This is a genomic window from Simplicispira psychrophila DSM 11588 (assembly GCF_000688255.1).
Lineage (GTDB): Bacteria > Pseudomonadota > Gammaproteobacteria > Burkholderiales > Burkholderiaceae_C > Simplicispira > Simplicispira psychrophila.
On the sequence record NZ_JHYS01000004.1, the window covers coordinates 85,655 to 102,516 of the forward strand.

Here is a 16,862-nt window from a genome sequence, read left to right on the forward strand (position 1 = left end):
ATTTTTTAGATATCTTTTTTCACATCTATAAGGAAACCACCTATGACCGATCTCAATAAGCGTTCTTTGCTCAAGATGGCTGCGCTGAGTGCCGTTGCCGTTGCTGCGCTGGCCGGCTGCGGCAAAAAAGACGAGCCGCCGCCTGCGGCTGCCCCGGCAGCACAGGCACCACTCGCCAAGCCCGAGCCCTTGAAGATCGCCTTTGCCTATGTCGGCCCGGTGGGCGATGGCGGCTGGTCGTATGCCCACGACAACGCGCGCAAGGCTCTGGAAAAAGAATTTGGCGACAAGATTGTCACCACGTTTGTCGAAAGCGTGCCCGAGTCGGCTGACGCCGAGCGCGTGCTGCGCGACTTTGTCGGCCAGGGCAATCAGCTGATTTTTGGCACCACCTTTGGCTACATGGAGTCGATGGTGAAAGTGGCCGCCGACCACCCGAACGTGAAGTTTGAACATGCCACCGGCTACAAGACCGCCGCGAACCTGCGCACTTACGACAGCCGCACCTATGAAGGCGCCTACCTGGCTGGTGTGATTGCTGGCGGCATGACCAAAACCAACACGCTGGGCGTGGTCGGCTCGGTACCGATTCCGGAGGTGCTGCGCAACATCAACAGCTTCACGCTGGGCGCGCTGTCGGTGAATCCAAAGATCAAGACCAAGGTGGTGTGGGTCAACGAATGGTTCAGCCCACCCAAAGAAACCGAAGCCGCCACCAGCCTGATCAACGGCGGCGCCGACATTCTGTTCCAAAACACCGACTCGCCCGCCGTGCTCAAGACCGCGCAAGAAAAGGGCGCGCGCGCCTTTGGCTGGGACTCGGACATGACCGCTTACGGCCCCAAGGCGCACCTGGGCTCGGCGATCATCAACTGGACGCCGTACTACACCAAGGCCGTCAACGACGTGCTGAAGGGCAGCTGGAGCACCGGCCAAGCGTGGTGGGGCGTCAAGGAAGGCGCCATTGACATCGTGTCCATCGCTGACGACGTGCCCGCCGACGTCAAAGCCAAGGTGGAAGAAGTCAAGAACGGCCTGAAAAACGGCAGCTTTGCTATTTGGAAAGGCCCGTTGCTGGACAACCAGGGCAAGGAAGTGCTGGGCCAGGGGGTGGTGGCAGACGATAAATTTCTGGTCGGCGTGAACTTCTACGTTCAAGGTGTGGAAGGCCAGGTGCCGGGCGGCGACAAGAAATAAAGCCATCCATCGACACCGATGGACGGGATGAAAAGGGCTGCCCACGGGTAGCCCTTTTTTGTCGGTGGGGGTGGTGCCGGCGCCGTCCTTTGCAGACAATGGACGCTTATTTTGGAGACTGCTGATGTTCACCGTCCCACCGATTGCCGCGCAGCGGTTGCCCGAATTGCTATGCACCCTGCCCAAAGCCGAACTGCATATCCACATCGAGGGCTCGCTTGAACCCGAGTTGATCTTTGCCCTGGCGCAGCGCAACCACATGCCGCTGGCGTATCCAAGCGTGCAGGCGTTGCGCAGCGCCTATGCCTTTGAGCACCTGCAAAGTTTTCTTGACATCTATTACGCCGGTGCCAGCGTGCTGCGGCATGAGCAGGATTTTTACGACATGGCCTATGCCTACCTTGCACGGGCAGCTATGGATAAAGTAGTACACGCAGAAATATTTTTTGACCCGCAAACGCACACGGCGCGCGGCGTGCCGATCGAGGCGGTCATCAACGGCCTGTACCGCGCCTGCGCTGATGCGCGCACCGAGCGGGGTATCAGCGCCTCGCTGATCCTGTGCTTTTTGCGCCACCTGAGCGAAGAAGACGCCTTTGCCACGCTGCAGCAGGCGCTGCCGTTGCAGGACAAGTTCATCGGCGTCGGACTCGACAGCAGCGAGCTGGGCCACCCGCCGGAAAAATTTGCGCGCGTCTTTGCGCGCTGTCGTGAACTGGGTCTGCACCGGGTCGCCCACGCCGGCGAAGAGGGGCCGCCGGCGTATATCTGGAGTGCGCTGGATGTGTTGGGGGCAGAGCGCATCGACCATGGCGTGCAGGCGGTGCACGATGCTGCGCTGCTGCAGCGCTTGGTGCAAGAGCGTATTGCGCTCACTGTGTGCCCGCTGTCCAATCAGAAACTGCGTGTGTTCCCTGAGCTGAAAGACCACAACCTGCTGCAACTGCTTGAAGCAGGCGTGGTCGTCACGGTGAATTCGGACGATCCGGCCTACTTTGGTGGCTACATCAACGACAACTTTACGCAATTGTTTGCCGCCGTGCCGGGCCTGACGGCGCAGCACGCCTACCAGCTGGCGCGCAACAGCTTCGAGGCCAGTTTCATTCCCGAGGCCGACAAGGCGCGCTTCATTGCGCGCCTGCAAGCGCACTGCACGGCGTTTGCCAGCGCGGCTTAACCGGCCAGCGCGGGCAGGGTCTGCAGCGCCTCGGCCAGTTGCTGCGCACAGCCCTGCAGCACTTGGGGGTGATATCGAACAGCGTGGCGGCATGGCGCTTGGTTGCCGCCAGCACATGGCCGGAGTTGACCTGGCCGATGTCCATGAAGGCGATCGTCAACGTGTCCTCGTACACCTTGGCGCAGGGGTTTTCGCTGTGCACCAGACGGCAAAAAATGCATTGTCCTGGGGGCGAGGTGTCGATGAATAGGGGTATGGTGCGTCTCCGGTAAAGCGGCGCAGAAAACCAAAGATCATAGCCAAAAGTGCCTCCAGCCCTTGCTGAGTAAGCGCGATAAGCTATGATTTTTGATTTTTATACGCCGATGCCCAGCACCACAGTGTGGGTCTGCTGCGGCTGTGCACGCGGCGTTTATGCCGATAATCACCACCCCCGGCGCTGTGCCCCAGCGCCGGGGGTTTCTTTTTTCAGGGCCATGTAGAGGACCACCATGTACAAAAACCTCGCTGCCACGCTCGTGGCCGCCTGTTTTTTCGCGCCTGCCTTGGCGCAGATCGCACCCGCCACCCCGGCGAAAATCCCCGCCCCGTTGAAGATCGGTTTTGTCTATGTCACGCCGGTGCTGGCCGCCGGCTGGACGCGCCAGCACGAGGACGGGCGCAAGGCGGTCGAAGCTGCGCTGGGCGCCAGAGTGCAGACCACGGCCGTCGATAACGTGGCCGAAGGGGCTGATGCCGAGCGTGTCATCCGCGACTTGGCGCGCACCGGGCACCAGCTGATTTTCACCACCAGTTTTGGCTATATGGAGCCGACGCTGAAGGTGGCGCAGGACTTTCCGGGCGTGAAATTCGAGTCCATCACCGGCTACAAGACCGCCCCCAACGTCGCTACGGCGAATGCACGCTACTACGAGGGCCGCTACTTGGCCGGCATTGCTGCGGGCCGCATGACCCAGACCGGCGTGGCGGGTTATGTAGCGGGTTTTCCGATTCCGGAAGTGCTGCAAGGCATCAATGCCTTCACGCTGGGCATGCGCTCGGTCAATGCCAAGGCCGTGGTCAAAGTAGTGTGGCTGAATGCCTGGTTTGACGCACCGCGCGAGCGCGATGCGGCCATGACGCTGTTCGACCAGGGCGCGGATGTGCTGTCGTTCCACACCGCCACCAATGCCGTGATGGTGGCAGCGCAGGAGCGCGGCAAGCTGGCCGTGGCCTACCACTCCGATATGCGCAACGTCGCACCCGACGCGCAGATCGTTGCCGTGACGCACCAGTGGGGCAGTTACTACACGCGGCGTGTCCGCGCCGTGCTCGACGGCAGCTGGCAGAGCGGCGATGTCTGGGGCGGCGTGCGCGAGGGCATGATCCGCGTCGGCGACTTTGGCTCTAAGGTGCCCACTGGGGTGCAGCAAGAGGTGTTGCTGCGTCAACGGGACCTCAGCGAGGGTCGGCTGCATCCTTTTCGTGCGGGGGCGGTGGCGGTGTGCGACAACGCGGGGCACGTCGTGATTGCACCAGGTCAGATGCTGACAGACGCGCAAATCCTGCAAATGAACTGGTTGGTGGAGGGTGTGCAAGGGCGTGTAAGCCAATGACCTGTTCTTGACCTTATGGGCAGCATTCCCACTGGTCAGCAGCGCGTTCGGGGATTAGACTTTTTCTTCGACTGTCCGATCGCTGAACCAGGCGCGCCCAACCCGCGCGCGGAGGCCGTGGATGAACTCGCACCCCGCACTGCAACTGCATGTTCCGGAGCCCACCGGGCGCCCGGGCCATAAGACCGATTTTTCCTATCTGCGCCTGTCGCCCGCCGGCGCGCTGCGCCGCCCGCCGACCGATACCCCAGCGGCCGACACCGCCGATGTCGCCAACGGCTTGGTGCGCGTGCTCGACGACCAGGGCCGTGCGGTGGGCCCGTGGGCACCGCCGATCCGCCCCGAACGCCTGCGCCAAGGATTGCGCGCCATGCTGCGCACCCGATTGTTTGACGCCCGCATGGTGCTGGCGCAGCGCCAGAAAAAGCTTTCTTTTTATATCCAGTGCCTGGGCGAAGAGGCGATTGCCGTGGCGCAGGCGCAGGTGCTGCAACCGGGCGACATGTGCTTTCCGACCTACCGCCAGCAGGGCTTGCTGCTGTCGCGTGATGACATTTCGCTGTCGGAGCTGATCTGCCAGCTGATGAGCAACCAGTGCGATCCGCTCAAGGGGCGCCAGCTGCCGGTGCTGCATTCCTACAAACGCGCCGGCTTTTTTTCTGTCTCGGGCAATCTGGGGACGCAGTTCATCCAGGCGGTCGGCTGGGCCATGGCTTCGGCCATCCAGGGCGACAGCAAGATCGCTTCCGGCTGGATTGGCGACGGCGCCACGGCCGAGGCTGAATTCACTACCGCGCTGACTTTTGCCCATGTCTACCGTGCGCCGGTGATTCTGAATGTGGTCAATAACCAGTGGGCCATCTCCACCTTCCAGTCGATGGCGGGAGGCGAGGGCAGCACCTTTGCCGCGCGCGGTATCGGCTACGGCATTGCGGCGCTGCGGGTCGATGGCAATGATTTTTTGGCCGTCCATGCCGCCTCGCAGTGGGCGGCCGAGCGCGCGCGCAACAACCAGGGGCCGACGCTGATCGAGTGGCTGACCTACCGGGGAGGGCCGCATTCGACCTCCGACGATCCGTCTCGCTACCGCCCGGCGGACGACTGGCAGCACTTTCCCCTGGGCGATCCGATTGCCCGGCTCAAACAGCACCTGATCGCACTGGACGAGTGGTCGGACGAGCGCCATGAGACCCTACAGCAAGAGCTGCAAGCCGAGCTGCTGGCCGCGCAGCAAGAGGCCGAAAGCCACGGCACGCTGCTCGATGGCCATGTCTTCAGTGCCGATGCGATGTTTGACGATGTCTACAAAGAACTGCCGGCGCACCTGCGCCGCCAGCGCGAACAACAACACACCCTGGGAGGCTGACGATGGCCGCACAAGCACCTGAGATGGACCGCGCCGCGCCTGTCGCAACCGTGTCGATGACCATGATCCAGGCGCTGCGCTCGGCGCTGGACGTGGCGATGGGGCGCGATGACAACGTCATCGTCTACGGCCAGGATGTGGGCTACTTTGGCGGCGTCTTCCGCGTCACCGAAGGCTTGCAAGCCAAATACGGCCGTTCGCGCTGCTTTGATGCGCCGATTTCGGAGGGCGGCATTGTGGGTACGGCGGTGGGCATGGGCGCCTATGGCCTGCGGCCGGTGGTGGAGATCCAGTTTGCCGATTATTTTTATCCGGCCATGGATCAGATTGTTTCCGAGGCGGCGCGGCTGCGCTACCGCTCGGCGGGCGACTTCACGGCGCCGCTCACCATCCGTATGCCGTGTGGCGGCGGCATTTACGGCGGCCAGACGCACAGCCAGAGTCCTGAGGCCCTCTTTGCCCATGTCTGCGGCGTACGCACGGTGATGCCCAGCAACCCGTACGACGCCAAAGGGCTGCTGCTGGCGTCGATAGAAAACGACGATCCGGTCATTTTTCTGGAACCCAAGCGCCTCTACAACGGCCCGTTTGACGGTCACCATGACCGGCCTATCGTGCCGTGGTCGCAACACGCGCTCAGCCAGGTTCCCAGCGGCCACTACACGGTGCCGCTGGACAGCGCCAGCGTGTTTCGCGCTGGTACGGCAGTGACGGTGCTGACCTACGGCACCATGGTCTGGGTGGCTGACGGCGCAGTGCGCGACACCGGCATTGACGCCGAGATCATCGACCTGCGCAGCATCTGGCCGCTCGACCTGGAGACTATCGTTACCTCGGTGAAGAAGACCGGACGCTGTGTGGTGCTGCACGAGGCCACCCGCACCGGTGGCTTTGGCGCCGAGCTGGTGGCGCTGGTGCAGGAGCACTGCTTCTACCACCTGGAAGCGCCCATCGAGCGTGTCACCGGCTGGGATACGCCTTATCCGCACGCCCAGGAGTGGGCTTATTTCCCTGGGCCGGCGCGCGTGGGCGCTGCCCTGCAACGTGTCCTGGAGGCTTGACGACCATGGGTCTATATGCAATTCGGGTGCCCGACATTGGCGAGGGCGTGGCAGAAGTCGAGCTGGTGGCTTGGCATGTGCAGCCGGGCGACACGGTGCGCGCCGACCAGCCGCTGGCCGATGTGATGACCGACAAGGCGACAGTAGAAATCCCCTCGCCGGTGGATGGAAGCGTGCTGGTGTGCGGTGGTGCCATCGGCCAGACGCTGGCCGTGGGCGCCGAGCTGCTGCGGCTGGAAGTGGCGGGCGCTGGCAATCTGCCGGCCCAGGGCGTCAGGGCGGCGCCAGCGCCTGCCGCGCCGCCAGCGACCGCACCTTTATCCGCCGCTGCACCCTTGGGGCCTGCGCCCGTAGCTGTCTCCACCGCGCCAGCCGCCCCAGCCCTAGCACCGGAAAGCCCCGCGCCGCGCCTGTCTGGTGCGCCAGCGCAGGCCGCCCCGGCCGTGCGCCAGCGCGCACGCAGCCTGGGGCTGGCGCTGGAGGACGTCGCCGCCAGTGGCCCGGACGGACGCGTTCTGCACGCTGATCTGGATGCCTACATGGCGGCGCAGAGGGCTGTGCCCCAGCAGGCCTCAGCGCCGCCGCCCGCCACCCAGCGGCTAGCCGAGCGCCACGGCGAGCACACGGTGCCGGTGATTGGCCTGCGCCGCAAGATCGCGCAAAAAATGCAGGAGTCCAAGCGCCGCATTCCGCATTTCAGTTACGTCGAAGAGGTGGATGTCACCGAGTTGGAGGCGCTGCGCGCGCAGCTCAATGCACACTACGCCGGCACGCGTGGCAAGCTGACGCTGCTGCCGTTTCTGGTGCGCGCCTTGGTGCTGGCGCTGCCGCAGTGTCCGCAGTTGAATGCCCGCTTTGACGACGAGGCCGGCATCGTCACGCAATACGCTGGCGTGCACTTGGGCGTGGCGACGCAAACCGCTTCCGGCCTGATGGTGCCGGTACTGCGCCACGCCGAGGCGCTGGACTTGTGGGCCTGCGCCGCCGGCATTGCACGCGTGGCCGAGAGCGCGCGCAGCGGCAAGGCGACACGCGGCGAGCTGTCGGGCTCGACCATCACCCTGACCAGCCTGGGGCCGCTGGGCGGCATTGCCAGCACGCCCGTCATCAACGCGCCCGAGGTGGCGATCATCGGCGTGAATCGCATCGTCGAGCGCCCGATGCTGCGCGGCGGCAGCGTGGTGGCGCGCCTGTTGATGAACCTGTCCTCGTCCTTTGACCATCGCGTGGTGGACGGTCTGCACGCCGCGCAATGCATCCAAGCGGTGCGTGGGTTGCTGGAAAACCCTGCCTTGCTGCTGGTGGACTGATCTGGCTTGTGGGGCGCTGCAGGTAAGCTGGCGCCCCGGTGCACAGGGGCTGTCCGGCCCTGCGGCGCTTTGTTGACAACCGGCGTCGGCAGAAAGACCTCATTTTTAAAGCAAAATACGGCTCTAACGCTTGGTGGTCAAGCGCTGATAGCTATCAAAACAGTAGTTTGGGCGAGGAATCAAGATGAGTATCAAGAGCGACAAGTGGATCCGCCGCATGGCCGAGCAGACCGGCATGATCGAGCCGTTCGAGCCGGGTCAGGTGCGCGAGGTCGAGGGTAAAAAAATCATCAGCTACGGCACCAGCAGCTATGGCTATGACATTCGCTGTGCACCGGAATTCAAGGTGTTCACCAATATCCACAGCACCGTGGTCGATCCAAAGAACTTTGACGAAAAGAGCTTTGTCGATTTTTACGGTGACAGCTGCATCATTCCGCCAAACAGCTTTGCGCTGGCGCGCACCCTGGAATATTTCCGCATTCCACGCAATGTGCTGACCATCTGCCTAGGCAAGAGCACCTACGCGCGCTGCGGCATCATCGTCAACGTCACGCCCTTCGAGCCCGAATGGGAAGGTTACGTCACCCTTGAATTCAGCAATACCACGCCGCTGCCGGCCAAAATTTATGCTGGCGAGGGCTGCGCCCAGGTGCTGTTCTTTGAGAGCGACAAGGACGATGTCTGCGAAGTGTCTTACAAAGACCGTGGCGGCAAATACCAGGGCCAGCATGGCGTGACGCTGCCCCGGGCATAAATAGCGGGCGAGCGGTTTTCTACGTCTCCAGCCGCTCCATCGCCAGCCGCAGCGCGGCAAAGCAGTCCGGGTCAAGGGCAGTGCCCACGGTCTTGGCCATCATCTCCAGCGTTTGTGGAATCGGTATGGCGCCGCGATAAGGGCGCTCGGCGGTGATGGCGTCAAAGATGTCGGCGGTGGTGATGATGCGGGTCTCCAGCCCAATGTCGTCGGCCATCAAACCACGCGGATAGCCCTTGCCATCGAGGCGCTCGTGGTGCGCGCCGGCCACTTTGGCCAGTTCGCGGAAGGCGCTGATTTTGGACCGAATATCTTCGGTCAGTTGTGCGTGTTGGCGCACGGCGGCCCATTCGGCTGCGTCCAGCGCGCCGGCCTTGTCCAGCACGCTGTTGCTCACCCCCAGTTTGCCCACGTCGTGCAGCAGTGCGCCGCGCTTGAGCCAGCGCCGGCGCGGCGCATCGATGCCCATGGCTTCGGCAATCAAGTCGGTATACAACGCCACGCGCGCGCTGTGGCCGCTGGTATAGGGGCTTTTGGAGCCCACCACCTGGCCAAAAGCGGTGGCGATGTCGTCCAGATAGTCGTCGTCCAGCGGCACCTCGCAGCCGATGGGCTCCAGGGCCAGCAGGGCGGTGGTGATGCGCTCGGAGGACAGCATGGCCCAAAAATCGCTCTGCGGTGCCAGTGTGTCCAGCGCATCCACCAGCGCCGGGTCAAACCACTGGCCGCTGCGCTTGCGCGCTTCGGCCAACGCGGCGCCCTGGCCATCGGCGCGGTGAAAAACGTCGATCACCTGCGCTAGCAGGGCAATGCGCGAATACAACGGAATGCGCTCGCCTCCCAGGTTGTCAGGCATGCCTTGACCGTTCCAGTGCTCGTCGAGGTGGTAGATGCCGGCGGCCACGCCTTCAGAAAAACGCAGTAGCCGGGCAATTTCGGCGCCGCGCTGGCAGCGGGTCTGGATCAACTCTTGCGCCAACTCTTGGCCGTCGCGCAGCACGTGCAACACACTGCGAAAGCGCTCGGCGAGGCCGGCTTTCAGACCAGTATGCTGCAGCACAAAACGCACTACCTGCGGCAGGCTGTCGCCGACCCGTTTGAAATCGCGTTTGAAGCCCAGGTCATCGGTCAGGTAGAGCTGGCAAATACGCGCTGCGTTGCTGCTGCAGCCCAAATCTTTCAGCAGCAGTGTGTAGTACAGCTCCCAGCGTTGCTGGTCATCCAGGCCGATGGCCTGGCCCAGGTGCATCCCTATCCAGCAACAGCGCACGCAATGGCCTTGGGGTTGGCCTTCTGTCAGGTCCAAGGCGTGGCTCAACGCGCTGATGAGCTCGGCCAGTTGCAGTCCGGCGGGTAGGAAAGAAGGGTTTTGTGACATGTTTACATTTTGATGCAAATGGCGTGGGCTTCGCTGGGCGCAGGTTATTCAGCGGCGCGCGTAAACTGCTTTTCCTTGCGGTCAAGCCCGACTGCGCCAGGAGATACAGCATGAAATGGGAAGGCAATCGCGAATCCGACAACGTTGAAGACCGCCGCAGCAGTGGCGGTGGTGGCAGTCCGCTTTTTGGCGGGCGCAGCATTGGCGTGGGCACCATCGTCATTGCCCTGTTGGGCGGCTGGATTTTTGGCATCAATCCGCTGACCATTCTGGGCCTGCTCAGCGGCGGCCAGCCGGCGCAGGTGCAGCAGGCGCCAGCGCACAAACCACCGGCCGACGACAAGATGGCAAGCTTTGTCTCCACCGTGCTGGCCGATACCGAGGACGTGTGGACGGACGTCTTTAGCAAAGGCGGCGCGCGCTACCAGGACCCCAAGCTGGTGCTGTTTCGCGGTGCCACGCCGACGGCGTGTGGCACCGGGCAGGCGGCCATGGGGCCGTTTTATTGCCCAGCCGACCAGAAGGTGTATATCGACTTGGGCTTTTACGAAACATTGAAAAATCAACTCGGCGCACCGGGCGAGTTTGCGCAGGCGTATGTAATTGCGCATGAGGTGGGCCACCATGTGCAAAACCTGCTGGGCATCAGCGAGAAGGTGGATCAGCAGCGCGGGCGCGTCAGCCAGGCGCAATACAACCAGTTGTCGGTCAAGCTGGAGTTGCAGGCCGACTGCTTTGCCGGCGTTTGGGCCAATCACGCCCAATCAGCCCGGCAGATTTTGGAAAACGGCGACATCGAAGCCGCCATGAATGCCGCCGCGAAGATTGGTGACGATGCCTTGCAAAAACAAAGCCAGGGCCGCGTTGTGCCTGAGAGTTTCACCCACGGTACCAGCGCACAGCGTGTGCGCTGGTTCAACAATGGCTTGCAAAATGGCAGCGTCAAAGAGTGCGACACTTTTTCTGCGCGCACGCTATAAGCGGCGGTTGCAGGGCTTATTTTTAAGGAAAACAACCCTGCAGCCTTGATCTGATAAGCGCTTTCAGCTATCAAAATAAAAGTAATTCAGCCAGCGCCCACGACGCTGGCAAGGCGCACTGCGCCGCCTTTCGTGTCAAGTTACACGCAAGTTTCGACGCAGGTGCGACAATAGCGGGCTAAATGACAAGTTCTTTTTCCAATTTATCGCTGGCCGAGCCGCTGGCACGCGCCGTAGCCGAAATGGGCTACGAGTCCATGACCCCCATCCAAGAGCAGGCCATTCCGGTGGTGCTGACGGGCCAAGACGTGATGGGCGCTGCCCAGACCGGCACCGGCAAGACGGCGGCATTTTCACTGCCACTGCTGCAGCGCCTGCTCAAGCACGAAAGCAGCTCTACTTCACCCGCGCGTCACCCGGTGCGCGCCTTGGTGCTCCTGCCCACGCGTGAGTTGGCTGACCAAGTGGCGCAGCAGATTGCGCTGTACGCCAAATACACCAAATTGCGCAGCACGGTGGTGTTTGGCGGCATCGACATGAAGCCCCAAACCATCGAGCTGAAAAAAGGCGTTGAGGTGCTGGTGGCGACGCCGGGACGTCTGCTGGACCACATCGAGGCCAAAAATGCGATCCTGAATCAGGTCGAATACGTGGTGCTCGACGAGGCCGACCGGATGCTGGACATCGGCTTTTTGCCCGACCTGCAGCGCATCCTGTCGTACCTGCCCAAGCAGCGCACCACACTGCTGTTCAGCGCCACCTTCTCGCCTGAGATCAAGCGCCTGGCCGGCAGTTACCTGCAAAATCCGGTCACCATCGAAGTGGCCCGGCCGAACGAAACTGCTTCCACTGTGGAGCAGCGCTTCTACAGCGCCGGCGACGACGACAAGCGTCGCGCTATCCACCAGGTGCTGAAAACGCGCGGCATCAAACAAGCGTTTATTTTTGTTAACAGTAAGCTCGGTTGCGGCCGCTTGGCGCGCAGTCTGGAGCGCGAAGGCCTGAAAACCACTGCGTTGCACGGCGACAAGAGCCAGGACGAGCGCCTGAAAGCCTTGGAGTCCTTCAAGCAGGGTGAAGTCGATCTGCTGGTCTGCACCGACGTGGCCGCGCGCGGCCTGGACATCAAGGATGTGCCAGCGGTGTTCAACTTCGACGTGCCGTTCAACGCCGAAGACTACGTGCACCGCATTGGCCGCACCGGCCGGGCGGGGGCTTCGGGCCTGGCAGTGACGCTGGTCTCTGGCAGCGATGCGCGTCTGGTGGCCGACATTGAAAAGCTTCTGAAGAAAAAGATTGACATCGAAGCGCTCGAATACGACGACGAGCGCCCGCAAGGCCGTAGCCACGACAGCGCTCGTTCAGAGCGACCTGAGCGCACCGAGCGCCCGGAGCGTACCGAACGCTTTGAGCGCCCCCAGCGCCCGGAGCGCGCGCCCTATGCCGAGCGTGCTCCCCGTGTCTCGCGTGGAGGCTTCCGTCCAACACCCGTTTCACGCGATCCGTTTTTTGAGCGGCCCTACGAAGCACCCACCGCCGCCGCCGTTGCAGCCGACTGGGAGGCTGCGGCCCGCGCTCCGGCTGGGCGGGGCGGTGTCTCGCCCAACATCAAGCACAAGCGCAAGACGGCCGCGCTGTTTCAGCCACCAGCACCTTTGCCAGCGGTGTCTGCCCCGGCAGTCGTATCGGCGCCCGAAGCGGAAGCCGAAGCATCTGCATCACAGGTCTAAATTAAGGGTTAAATAGGCCTCAAAGCCTTGTTGGATATGCGGCTTAAGCTATTTAAAAAATAGCTTAAGCCGCATTTTTTTTGGTATATCTGGCTCAGCCGGTACGCATCGTATAGCCACAGGTCAGCGCCACCCAAGGTGTCGGCAGCAGCTCGCCTGCTTTGAAAATTCCCCGGCCAAATTTTGGGTACAGCATCGTCAGCGCAAACAACGGCGCATACGGTGGACTGCCGTGGCGGGTGAAGCCGAGGTAGGTGCTGGCGTCGTCCGTGTGTGCGGCAAACGTGGCGTGGACGGCGTAGTAAAAATCATCGCTGTCGGTCACCACGCCCGCCTCACTGCTTTCATCGGCGCGCAAAAAAGCTACTTTTTTCTGCTGCGCGCCGTCGGCGCTGGCGTAAAAACCCAGCAGCGCCGGGTCTTGCAGCGGGCGTTCCGAGATGATGATGCGCACCCGGGGCGCGACCCTGCGCGCTAAATACAGCGGGAAAATGGACAGATCAAAGCTGTGGCAGTGCAGCTCTTCTTCGGTGAAGCTGCGGGTACGACCGTTCAAGGGGATGGACTTGATGTCCACCAGCAAATGTCCAATCCCATCAAGGTGCTGACCTCAGGCGTGGAGCGCCCAGGCACGGTGCCGTTTTTTTCCAGCGGCAAATGGCGTTTTGCCGAGCGTGTGAGTTGGTGGGACACCTATGACCATCCGAGGCCAGTGGTGGTGGGGCATTACTGGCGCCGATTGCATCCGGTGGACCGCGCAGTGCTAGGCAAGGGCGACCCCGATTTATTTGCCGCCATCCATCCGCACCGTTGGCATGGCCAGCGTGGCAATGTGATGTGTGTGAATTTTTTTGTCGGTGGCCGCTGGGAAGAGCGCAAGGCGGGCCGCCAAGTCGGCCAGCACTTCAAACTGGCGGCGTTGCGCTGGCCCGAAAGAACGCTGCATTTGGATGACGGCCGCCAGATCAACACCACCGGTTTTGGTGTGTTAACACAGGAGCCTGCCCATGGATGCGGAACAACTGATGTTTTTGCTCTGGCACATGGACCCGATGGGGACATGCTGCAATGTCAATGAAGACATGGAAAACATGGAAGGCGAGTATTGGAGCCAAGCCCGCGATATTGGCGAGCGCTTGGCTGCAGGTGAAGACCCGCGCAGCGCGGTGCTGGCGGTGTTTGACGAGTGGTTTTGGGAAGGCTGCTTGCTGGAAGGCGCGCGGGCTGAAGCGCTGGAGAAAATTCTGAACGAATTGAAAATTTTTTGAGCGGTGTCAACCCGGTTTTTGCGCTTGCTCGCAGTGCACTTGCAGTAGCTCGCGCTCGGCCAGCGTGGCGCCAAAGCGCACCGCGCTGAGGCAACCACCCCAGACGCAACCGGTGTCCAGTCCCAGCAGATCAGGCCGTTCCAGCCAGCCCAGCGTGGACCAATGCCCAAAGGCCACCAGCGTGCCTTCGGTGCGCCGCCCCGGCACATCGAACCAGGGCAACATACCACTCGGCGCGGCATCGGCGCTGTCGGCACTGGAAAAATCCATCACGCCTTCGGGCGAACAAAAGCGCAGCCGCGTCAGCGCATTGACGATGACGCGCAGACGATCAGCACCGGTGAGCGTGTCGCTCCAGTGGTCAGGCGTGTTGCCATACATCTGCTGCAAAAATGGCAGCAGGCCGGGGCCGCGCAGCACGGTATGCACTTCCTCGGCCAGCGCCAGGGTGTCCTGCAGGCTCCAGCTGGGCAGTACGCCGGCGTGCACCATCAATAAGGAGTCTTGCCCCAACGTGTGCTGGCGCACCAGCGGTTGCTGGCACAACCAGTCGAGCAGGGCTTCGCGGTCGGGCGCTTCCAGTACGTCGGCCAGCGTGTCGCGCCGTGACGGCGAGCGCACGCCGTAAGCGGTGGCCAGCAGGTGCAAATCATGGTTGCCCAGCAGGCAGCGCAGGGCGCCATCGCCGGCTACGCAGCGGCGCAGTACGGCGGCGGAGTCGGGGCCACGGTTGACCAAATCGCCCAGCAAATACACGGTGTCGCGGCTGGCGCAGAAGCCAATCAGGTCGAGTAAACGCTCTAGTGCGTTGTCGCAGCCTTGTAGGTCGCCAATACAGTAAAGTGCCATGCTGTTCTTTCTTTCTTTTTAATCTATGGATTTTCTGTTGATCGCGCTCTTGACCCTGCTGAATGGGGTGTTCGCGATGTCGGAGCTGGCCTTGGCATCAAGTCGTAAATCGCGCTTGGCGGCCATGAGCGAGGGCGGTGACAAGGGCGCTGAGGCGGCTTTGCTGCTGCTGGAAAATCCCACCCAGTTTCTCTCGTCCGTCCAAGTCGGCATTACCTCGATTGGCATGCTCAATGGTATTTTGGGCGAGGCTGCCTTCAGTGAGGCCCTGGCGACTTGGCTGATGACGTTCAAGATCCCCGAAGGGGTTGCCAGCGTTTCGGCCACGGCGATTGTGATCACCTTGATTACTTTCGTCACCATTGTGTTTGGCGAACTGGTGCCCAAGCGCATTGGCCAGCTCTACCCCGAGTCCACGGCCCGGTGGGTGGCGCGTCCCATGGCCTGGGTGGCCCGGGGCGCCAAACCGTTTGTTGCACTGCTGGCTTTTTCAACCCAGGCGGTGCTCAAGTTGTTGCGCGTTGACAATTCAGCCGCACGTGCGGTGACGGAAGAAGAAATTGTGGCCAGCCTAGCCGAGGGGCGGGATGCGGGGGTGATTGAGCACCATGAGCACCAAATGGTGCAAAACGTGTTTCGATTGGACGATCGACCGCTCACCTCCATCATGGTGCCGCGCAGCGATGTGCAGTGGCTCGATGCCGGCTACAGCGTGGTGCAGTGTCTGCAACTGGCCAGTACCAGTGGCGAGACAGGGTCGCATTCGTGGTATCCGGTGTGCCGTGGCTCGCTCGATGAAGTGGTCGGCATTATCAGCGTGTCGCATTTGCTGGAATTAGGTCCGCAGACTGAGGGAACAATAGAGCGGCATGTATTGCCGGCCTCTTTCTTGCCTGAAACTCTTAGCGGTATGGAGTTGCTGGAGCAATTTCGCGCGCGTTCGGGTCGTATCGTTTTTGTAGTCGATGAATATGGTGTGGTGCAAGGCATCATGACGCCGCGCGATTTGCTCGAAGCCATTACCGGTGAATTGCAGTCTGGTGCCGACACCGATGCCTGGGCCGTGCAACGCGAAGACGGGTCTTGGTTGCTGGATGGCTTGATGCCGGTTTCTGAATTAAAGGCGCGCCTGGACATTCGTGATTTACCTGAAGAAGAGCGTGGCCTCTATAACACCTTGGCCGGATTACTCATGGCCGAATCGGGCCGTTTGCCTGCGGTGGCAGAGCGCATTGCCTGTGTCGGCTGGATATTTGAGGTGCTTGACCTGGATGGCAAGCGCATTGACAAAGTGCTGGCGCAGAAGGATCCGGCTTTGACGGCGCAGTCAGAATGAACAAGGTTGCCGATGGCATATGAAACAAAAGGTTATTAAAATCGGCAATTCGCCTTCAGGGTTAATGATGTCCTTATAATGAAGCATTCTTGAACCATTCATCTGAGACACCATGTCAAACTATAAAGAACTGCTGAAACAACGCGAAGCTCTGGAGAAGCAAATCAGCGATGCGCGTCGCAATGAAATGGCCAATGCCATTGCCCAGGTGCGTGCGTTGATTGATGAGTATGCATTGACCCCCCAAGAGGTATTTCCGGCCAGCCGTGCGCGCAGTGCGGCCAGTGGCACCAAAGTGGCAGCCAAATACATTGACCCCGTCAGTGGTCAAACCTGGACGGGTCGTGGCAAGGCGCCTAAATGGATTCAAAACCAAGATCGTGCTTTATTTGCCATCCCGACTACCGCTTGATTTTTCTCTGAAGATCATGCAAAAAAGTCCGCTGTTGCGGACTTTTTTTATGGCGCTGCGGCCGAGCTGACAATAACCTGAAAGGCCTCGCCAAGCAGGGCCCGTGCCTTTTTCTTTTTGTCAGATACCATAGTGTTTCAGTGGGTATTTCAGGGGGCTCCGACAAGTCATCGCAATAGATCGGCTGTGATTATCCAAAATACTACAGCCTTGCGTTTCTAGGTCGCCGCAATATGGCAGCTGTACGTGTTCTTGGCACACCCTGGCTGTTGTCGGGATAACGGGTGCTGTGGTGTTCTCTGGTGGGTCCAGTGGTGTTTTTTGTACTCACTCGGGCAAGGCTTTCAAATAGGCTGCACTGCCGTGATTTTTGGGCTCAATAACTCTGCTGGGCTGCCATTGGGTATCTGGCAGTGTCCCTGTCCTCTGGCCTGCAGCGCGTCGGG

General features: G+C 61.4%; 16 protein-coding genes and 1 pseudogene. 13 read left to right on the plus strand and 4 right to left on the minus strand.

Annotation, left to right across the window (positions count from 1 at the left end; genetic code table 11):
• The first annotated feature begins 42 nt into the window (after window positions 1–42).
• Window positions 43–1,197, plus strand: coding sequence for a BMP family ABC transporter substrate-binding protein (locus Q390_RS0105730; protein WP_027995198.1), 1,155 nt, complete (start codon window positions 43–45; stop codon window positions 1,195–1,197).
• 124 nt (window positions 1,198–1,321) lie between these two features.
• Window positions 1,322–2,374, plus strand: coding sequence for an adenosine deaminase (locus Q390_RS0105735; RefSeq protein ID WP_027995199.1), 1,053 nt, complete (start codon window positions 1,322–1,324; stop codon window positions 2,372–2,374).
• A 46-nt stretch (window positions 2,375–2,420) separates the two neighbouring features.
• Here the strand turns inward: Q390_RS0105735 and Q390_RS20625 are convergent.
• A pseudogene (locus Q390_RS20625) lies at window positions 2,421–2,630 on the minus strand (HIT family protein); the annotation flags it as partial.
• A 235-nt stretch (window positions 2,631–2,865) separates the two neighbouring features.
• Between Q390_RS20625 and Q390_RS0105745 the strand changes: the two are divergent.
• The 5 genes from Q390_RS0105745 (at window position 2,866) to dcd (ending at window position 8,463) form a co-directional block, all read left to right on the plus strand.
• Window positions 2,866–3,969 (plus strand): BMP family ABC transporter substrate-binding protein, encoded by a 1,104-nt coding sequence (locus Q390_RS0105745; protein WP_027995201.1) that lies wholly within the window; start codon window positions 2,866–2,868, stop codon window positions 3,967–3,969.
• A 121-nt stretch (window positions 3,970–4,090) separates the two neighbouring features.
• Window positions 4,091–5,335 (plus strand): 3-methyl-2-oxobutanoate dehydrogenase (2-methylpropanoyl-transferring) subunit alpha, encoded by a 1,245-nt coding sequence (locus Q390_RS0105750; protein WP_027995202.1) that lies wholly within the window; start codon window positions 4,091–4,093, stop codon window positions 5,333–5,335.
• A 2-nt stretch (window positions 5,336–5,337) separates the two neighbouring features.
• Entirely contained in the window at window positions 5,338–6,396 is a 1,059-nt protein-coding gene (locus Q390_RS0105755) for an alpha-ketoacid dehydrogenase subunit beta (RefSeq protein ID WP_342666084.1), read from the plus strand.
• Between the two features lie 5 nt (window positions 6,397–6,401).
• Complete coding sequence (locus Q390_RS0105760) at window positions 6,402–7,706, plus strand: dihydrolipoamide acetyltransferase family protein (RefSeq protein WP_027995204.1); 1,305 nt, start codon at window positions 6,402–6,404, stop codon at window positions 7,704–7,706.
• 184 nt (window positions 7,707–7,890) lie between these two features.
• Entirely contained in the window at window positions 7,891–8,463 is a 573-nt protein-coding gene (gene dcd, locus Q390_RS0105765; protein ID WP_027995205.1) for a dCTP deaminase, read from the plus strand.
• Between the two features lie 19 nt (window positions 8,464–8,482).
• On the opposite strand, the gene Q390_RS0105770 is transcribed toward dcd, so the two are convergent.
• On the minus strand, window positions 8,483–9,841 hold the full coding sequence (locus tag Q390_RS0105770; RefSeq protein WP_027995206.1) for an HD-GYP domain-containing protein: 1,359 nt from the start codon (window positions 9,839–9,841) through the stop codon (window positions 8,483–8,485).
• Window positions 9,842–9,951: 110 nt separating this feature from the next.
• On the opposite strand from Q390_RS0105770, the gene ypfJ reads away from it, so the two are divergent.
• Entirely contained in the window at window positions 9,952–10,821 is an 870-nt protein-coding gene (ypfJ, locus tag Q390_RS0105775; RefSeq protein ID WP_027995207.1) for a KPN_02809 family neutral zinc metallopeptidase, read from the plus strand.
• A 182-nt stretch (window positions 10,822–11,003) separates the two neighbouring features.
• Window positions 11,004–12,551 carry a DEAD/DEAH box helicase gene (locus Q390_RS17680; protein WP_051603072.1) on the plus strand — a complete coding sequence of 516 codons (1,548 nt, stop codon included), beginning with the start codon at window positions 11,004–11,006 and terminating at the stop codon, window positions 12,549–12,551.
• 94 nt (window positions 12,552–12,645) lie between these two features.
• On the opposite strand, the gene Q390_RS17685 is transcribed toward Q390_RS17680, so the two are convergent.
• Window positions 12,646–13,107 (minus strand): hypothetical protein, encoded by a 462-nt coding sequence (locus tag Q390_RS17685; protein WP_156949839.1) that lies wholly within the window; start codon window positions 13,105–13,107, stop codon window positions 12,646–12,648.
• Window positions 13,108–13,134: 27 nt separating this feature from the next.
• Between Q390_RS17685 and Q390_RS17690 the strand changes: the two genes are divergently transcribed.
• Both Q390_RS17690 and Q390_RS0105795 read left to right on the plus strand, forming a co-directional pair.
• Window positions 13,135–13,629: a hypothetical protein gene (locus tag Q390_RS17690; protein ID WP_051603073.1), complete on the plus strand. Its 495-nt coding sequence runs from the start codon at window positions 13,135–13,137 to the stop codon at window positions 13,627–13,629.
• A 4-nt stretch (window positions 13,630–13,633) separates the two neighbouring features.
• Complete coding sequence (locus Q390_RS0105795) at window positions 13,634–13,819, plus strand: hypothetical protein (RefSeq protein ID WP_027995209.1); 186 nt, start codon at window positions 13,634–13,636, stop codon at window positions 13,817–13,819.
• A 6-nt stretch (window positions 13,820–13,825) separates the two neighbouring features.
• Here the strand turns inward: Q390_RS0105795 and Q390_RS0105800 are convergent, their stop codons facing one another.
• On the minus strand, window positions 13,826–14,668 hold the full coding sequence (locus tag Q390_RS0105800) for a symmetrical bis(5'-nucleosyl)-tetraphosphatase (RefSeq protein WP_027995210.1): 843 nt from the start codon (window positions 14,666–14,668) through the stop codon (window positions 13,826–13,828).
• 25 nt (window positions 14,669–14,693) lie between these two features.
• On the opposite strand from Q390_RS0105800, the gene Q390_RS0105805 reads away from it, so the two are divergent.
• Window positions 14,694–16,004 carry a hemolysin family protein gene (locus Q390_RS0105805; RefSeq protein ID WP_027995211.1) on the plus strand — a complete coding sequence of 437 codons (1,311 nt, stop codon included), beginning with the start codon at window positions 14,694–14,696 and terminating at the stop codon, window positions 16,002–16,004.
• 112 nt (window positions 16,005–16,116) lie between these two features.
• A complete protein-coding gene (locus tag Q390_RS0105810) occupies window positions 16,117–16,416 on the plus strand; it encodes an H-NS histone family protein (RefSeq protein WP_027995212.1) in 300 nt (99 codons plus the stop codon).
• Window positions 16,417–16,862: the final 446 nt, after the last annotated feature.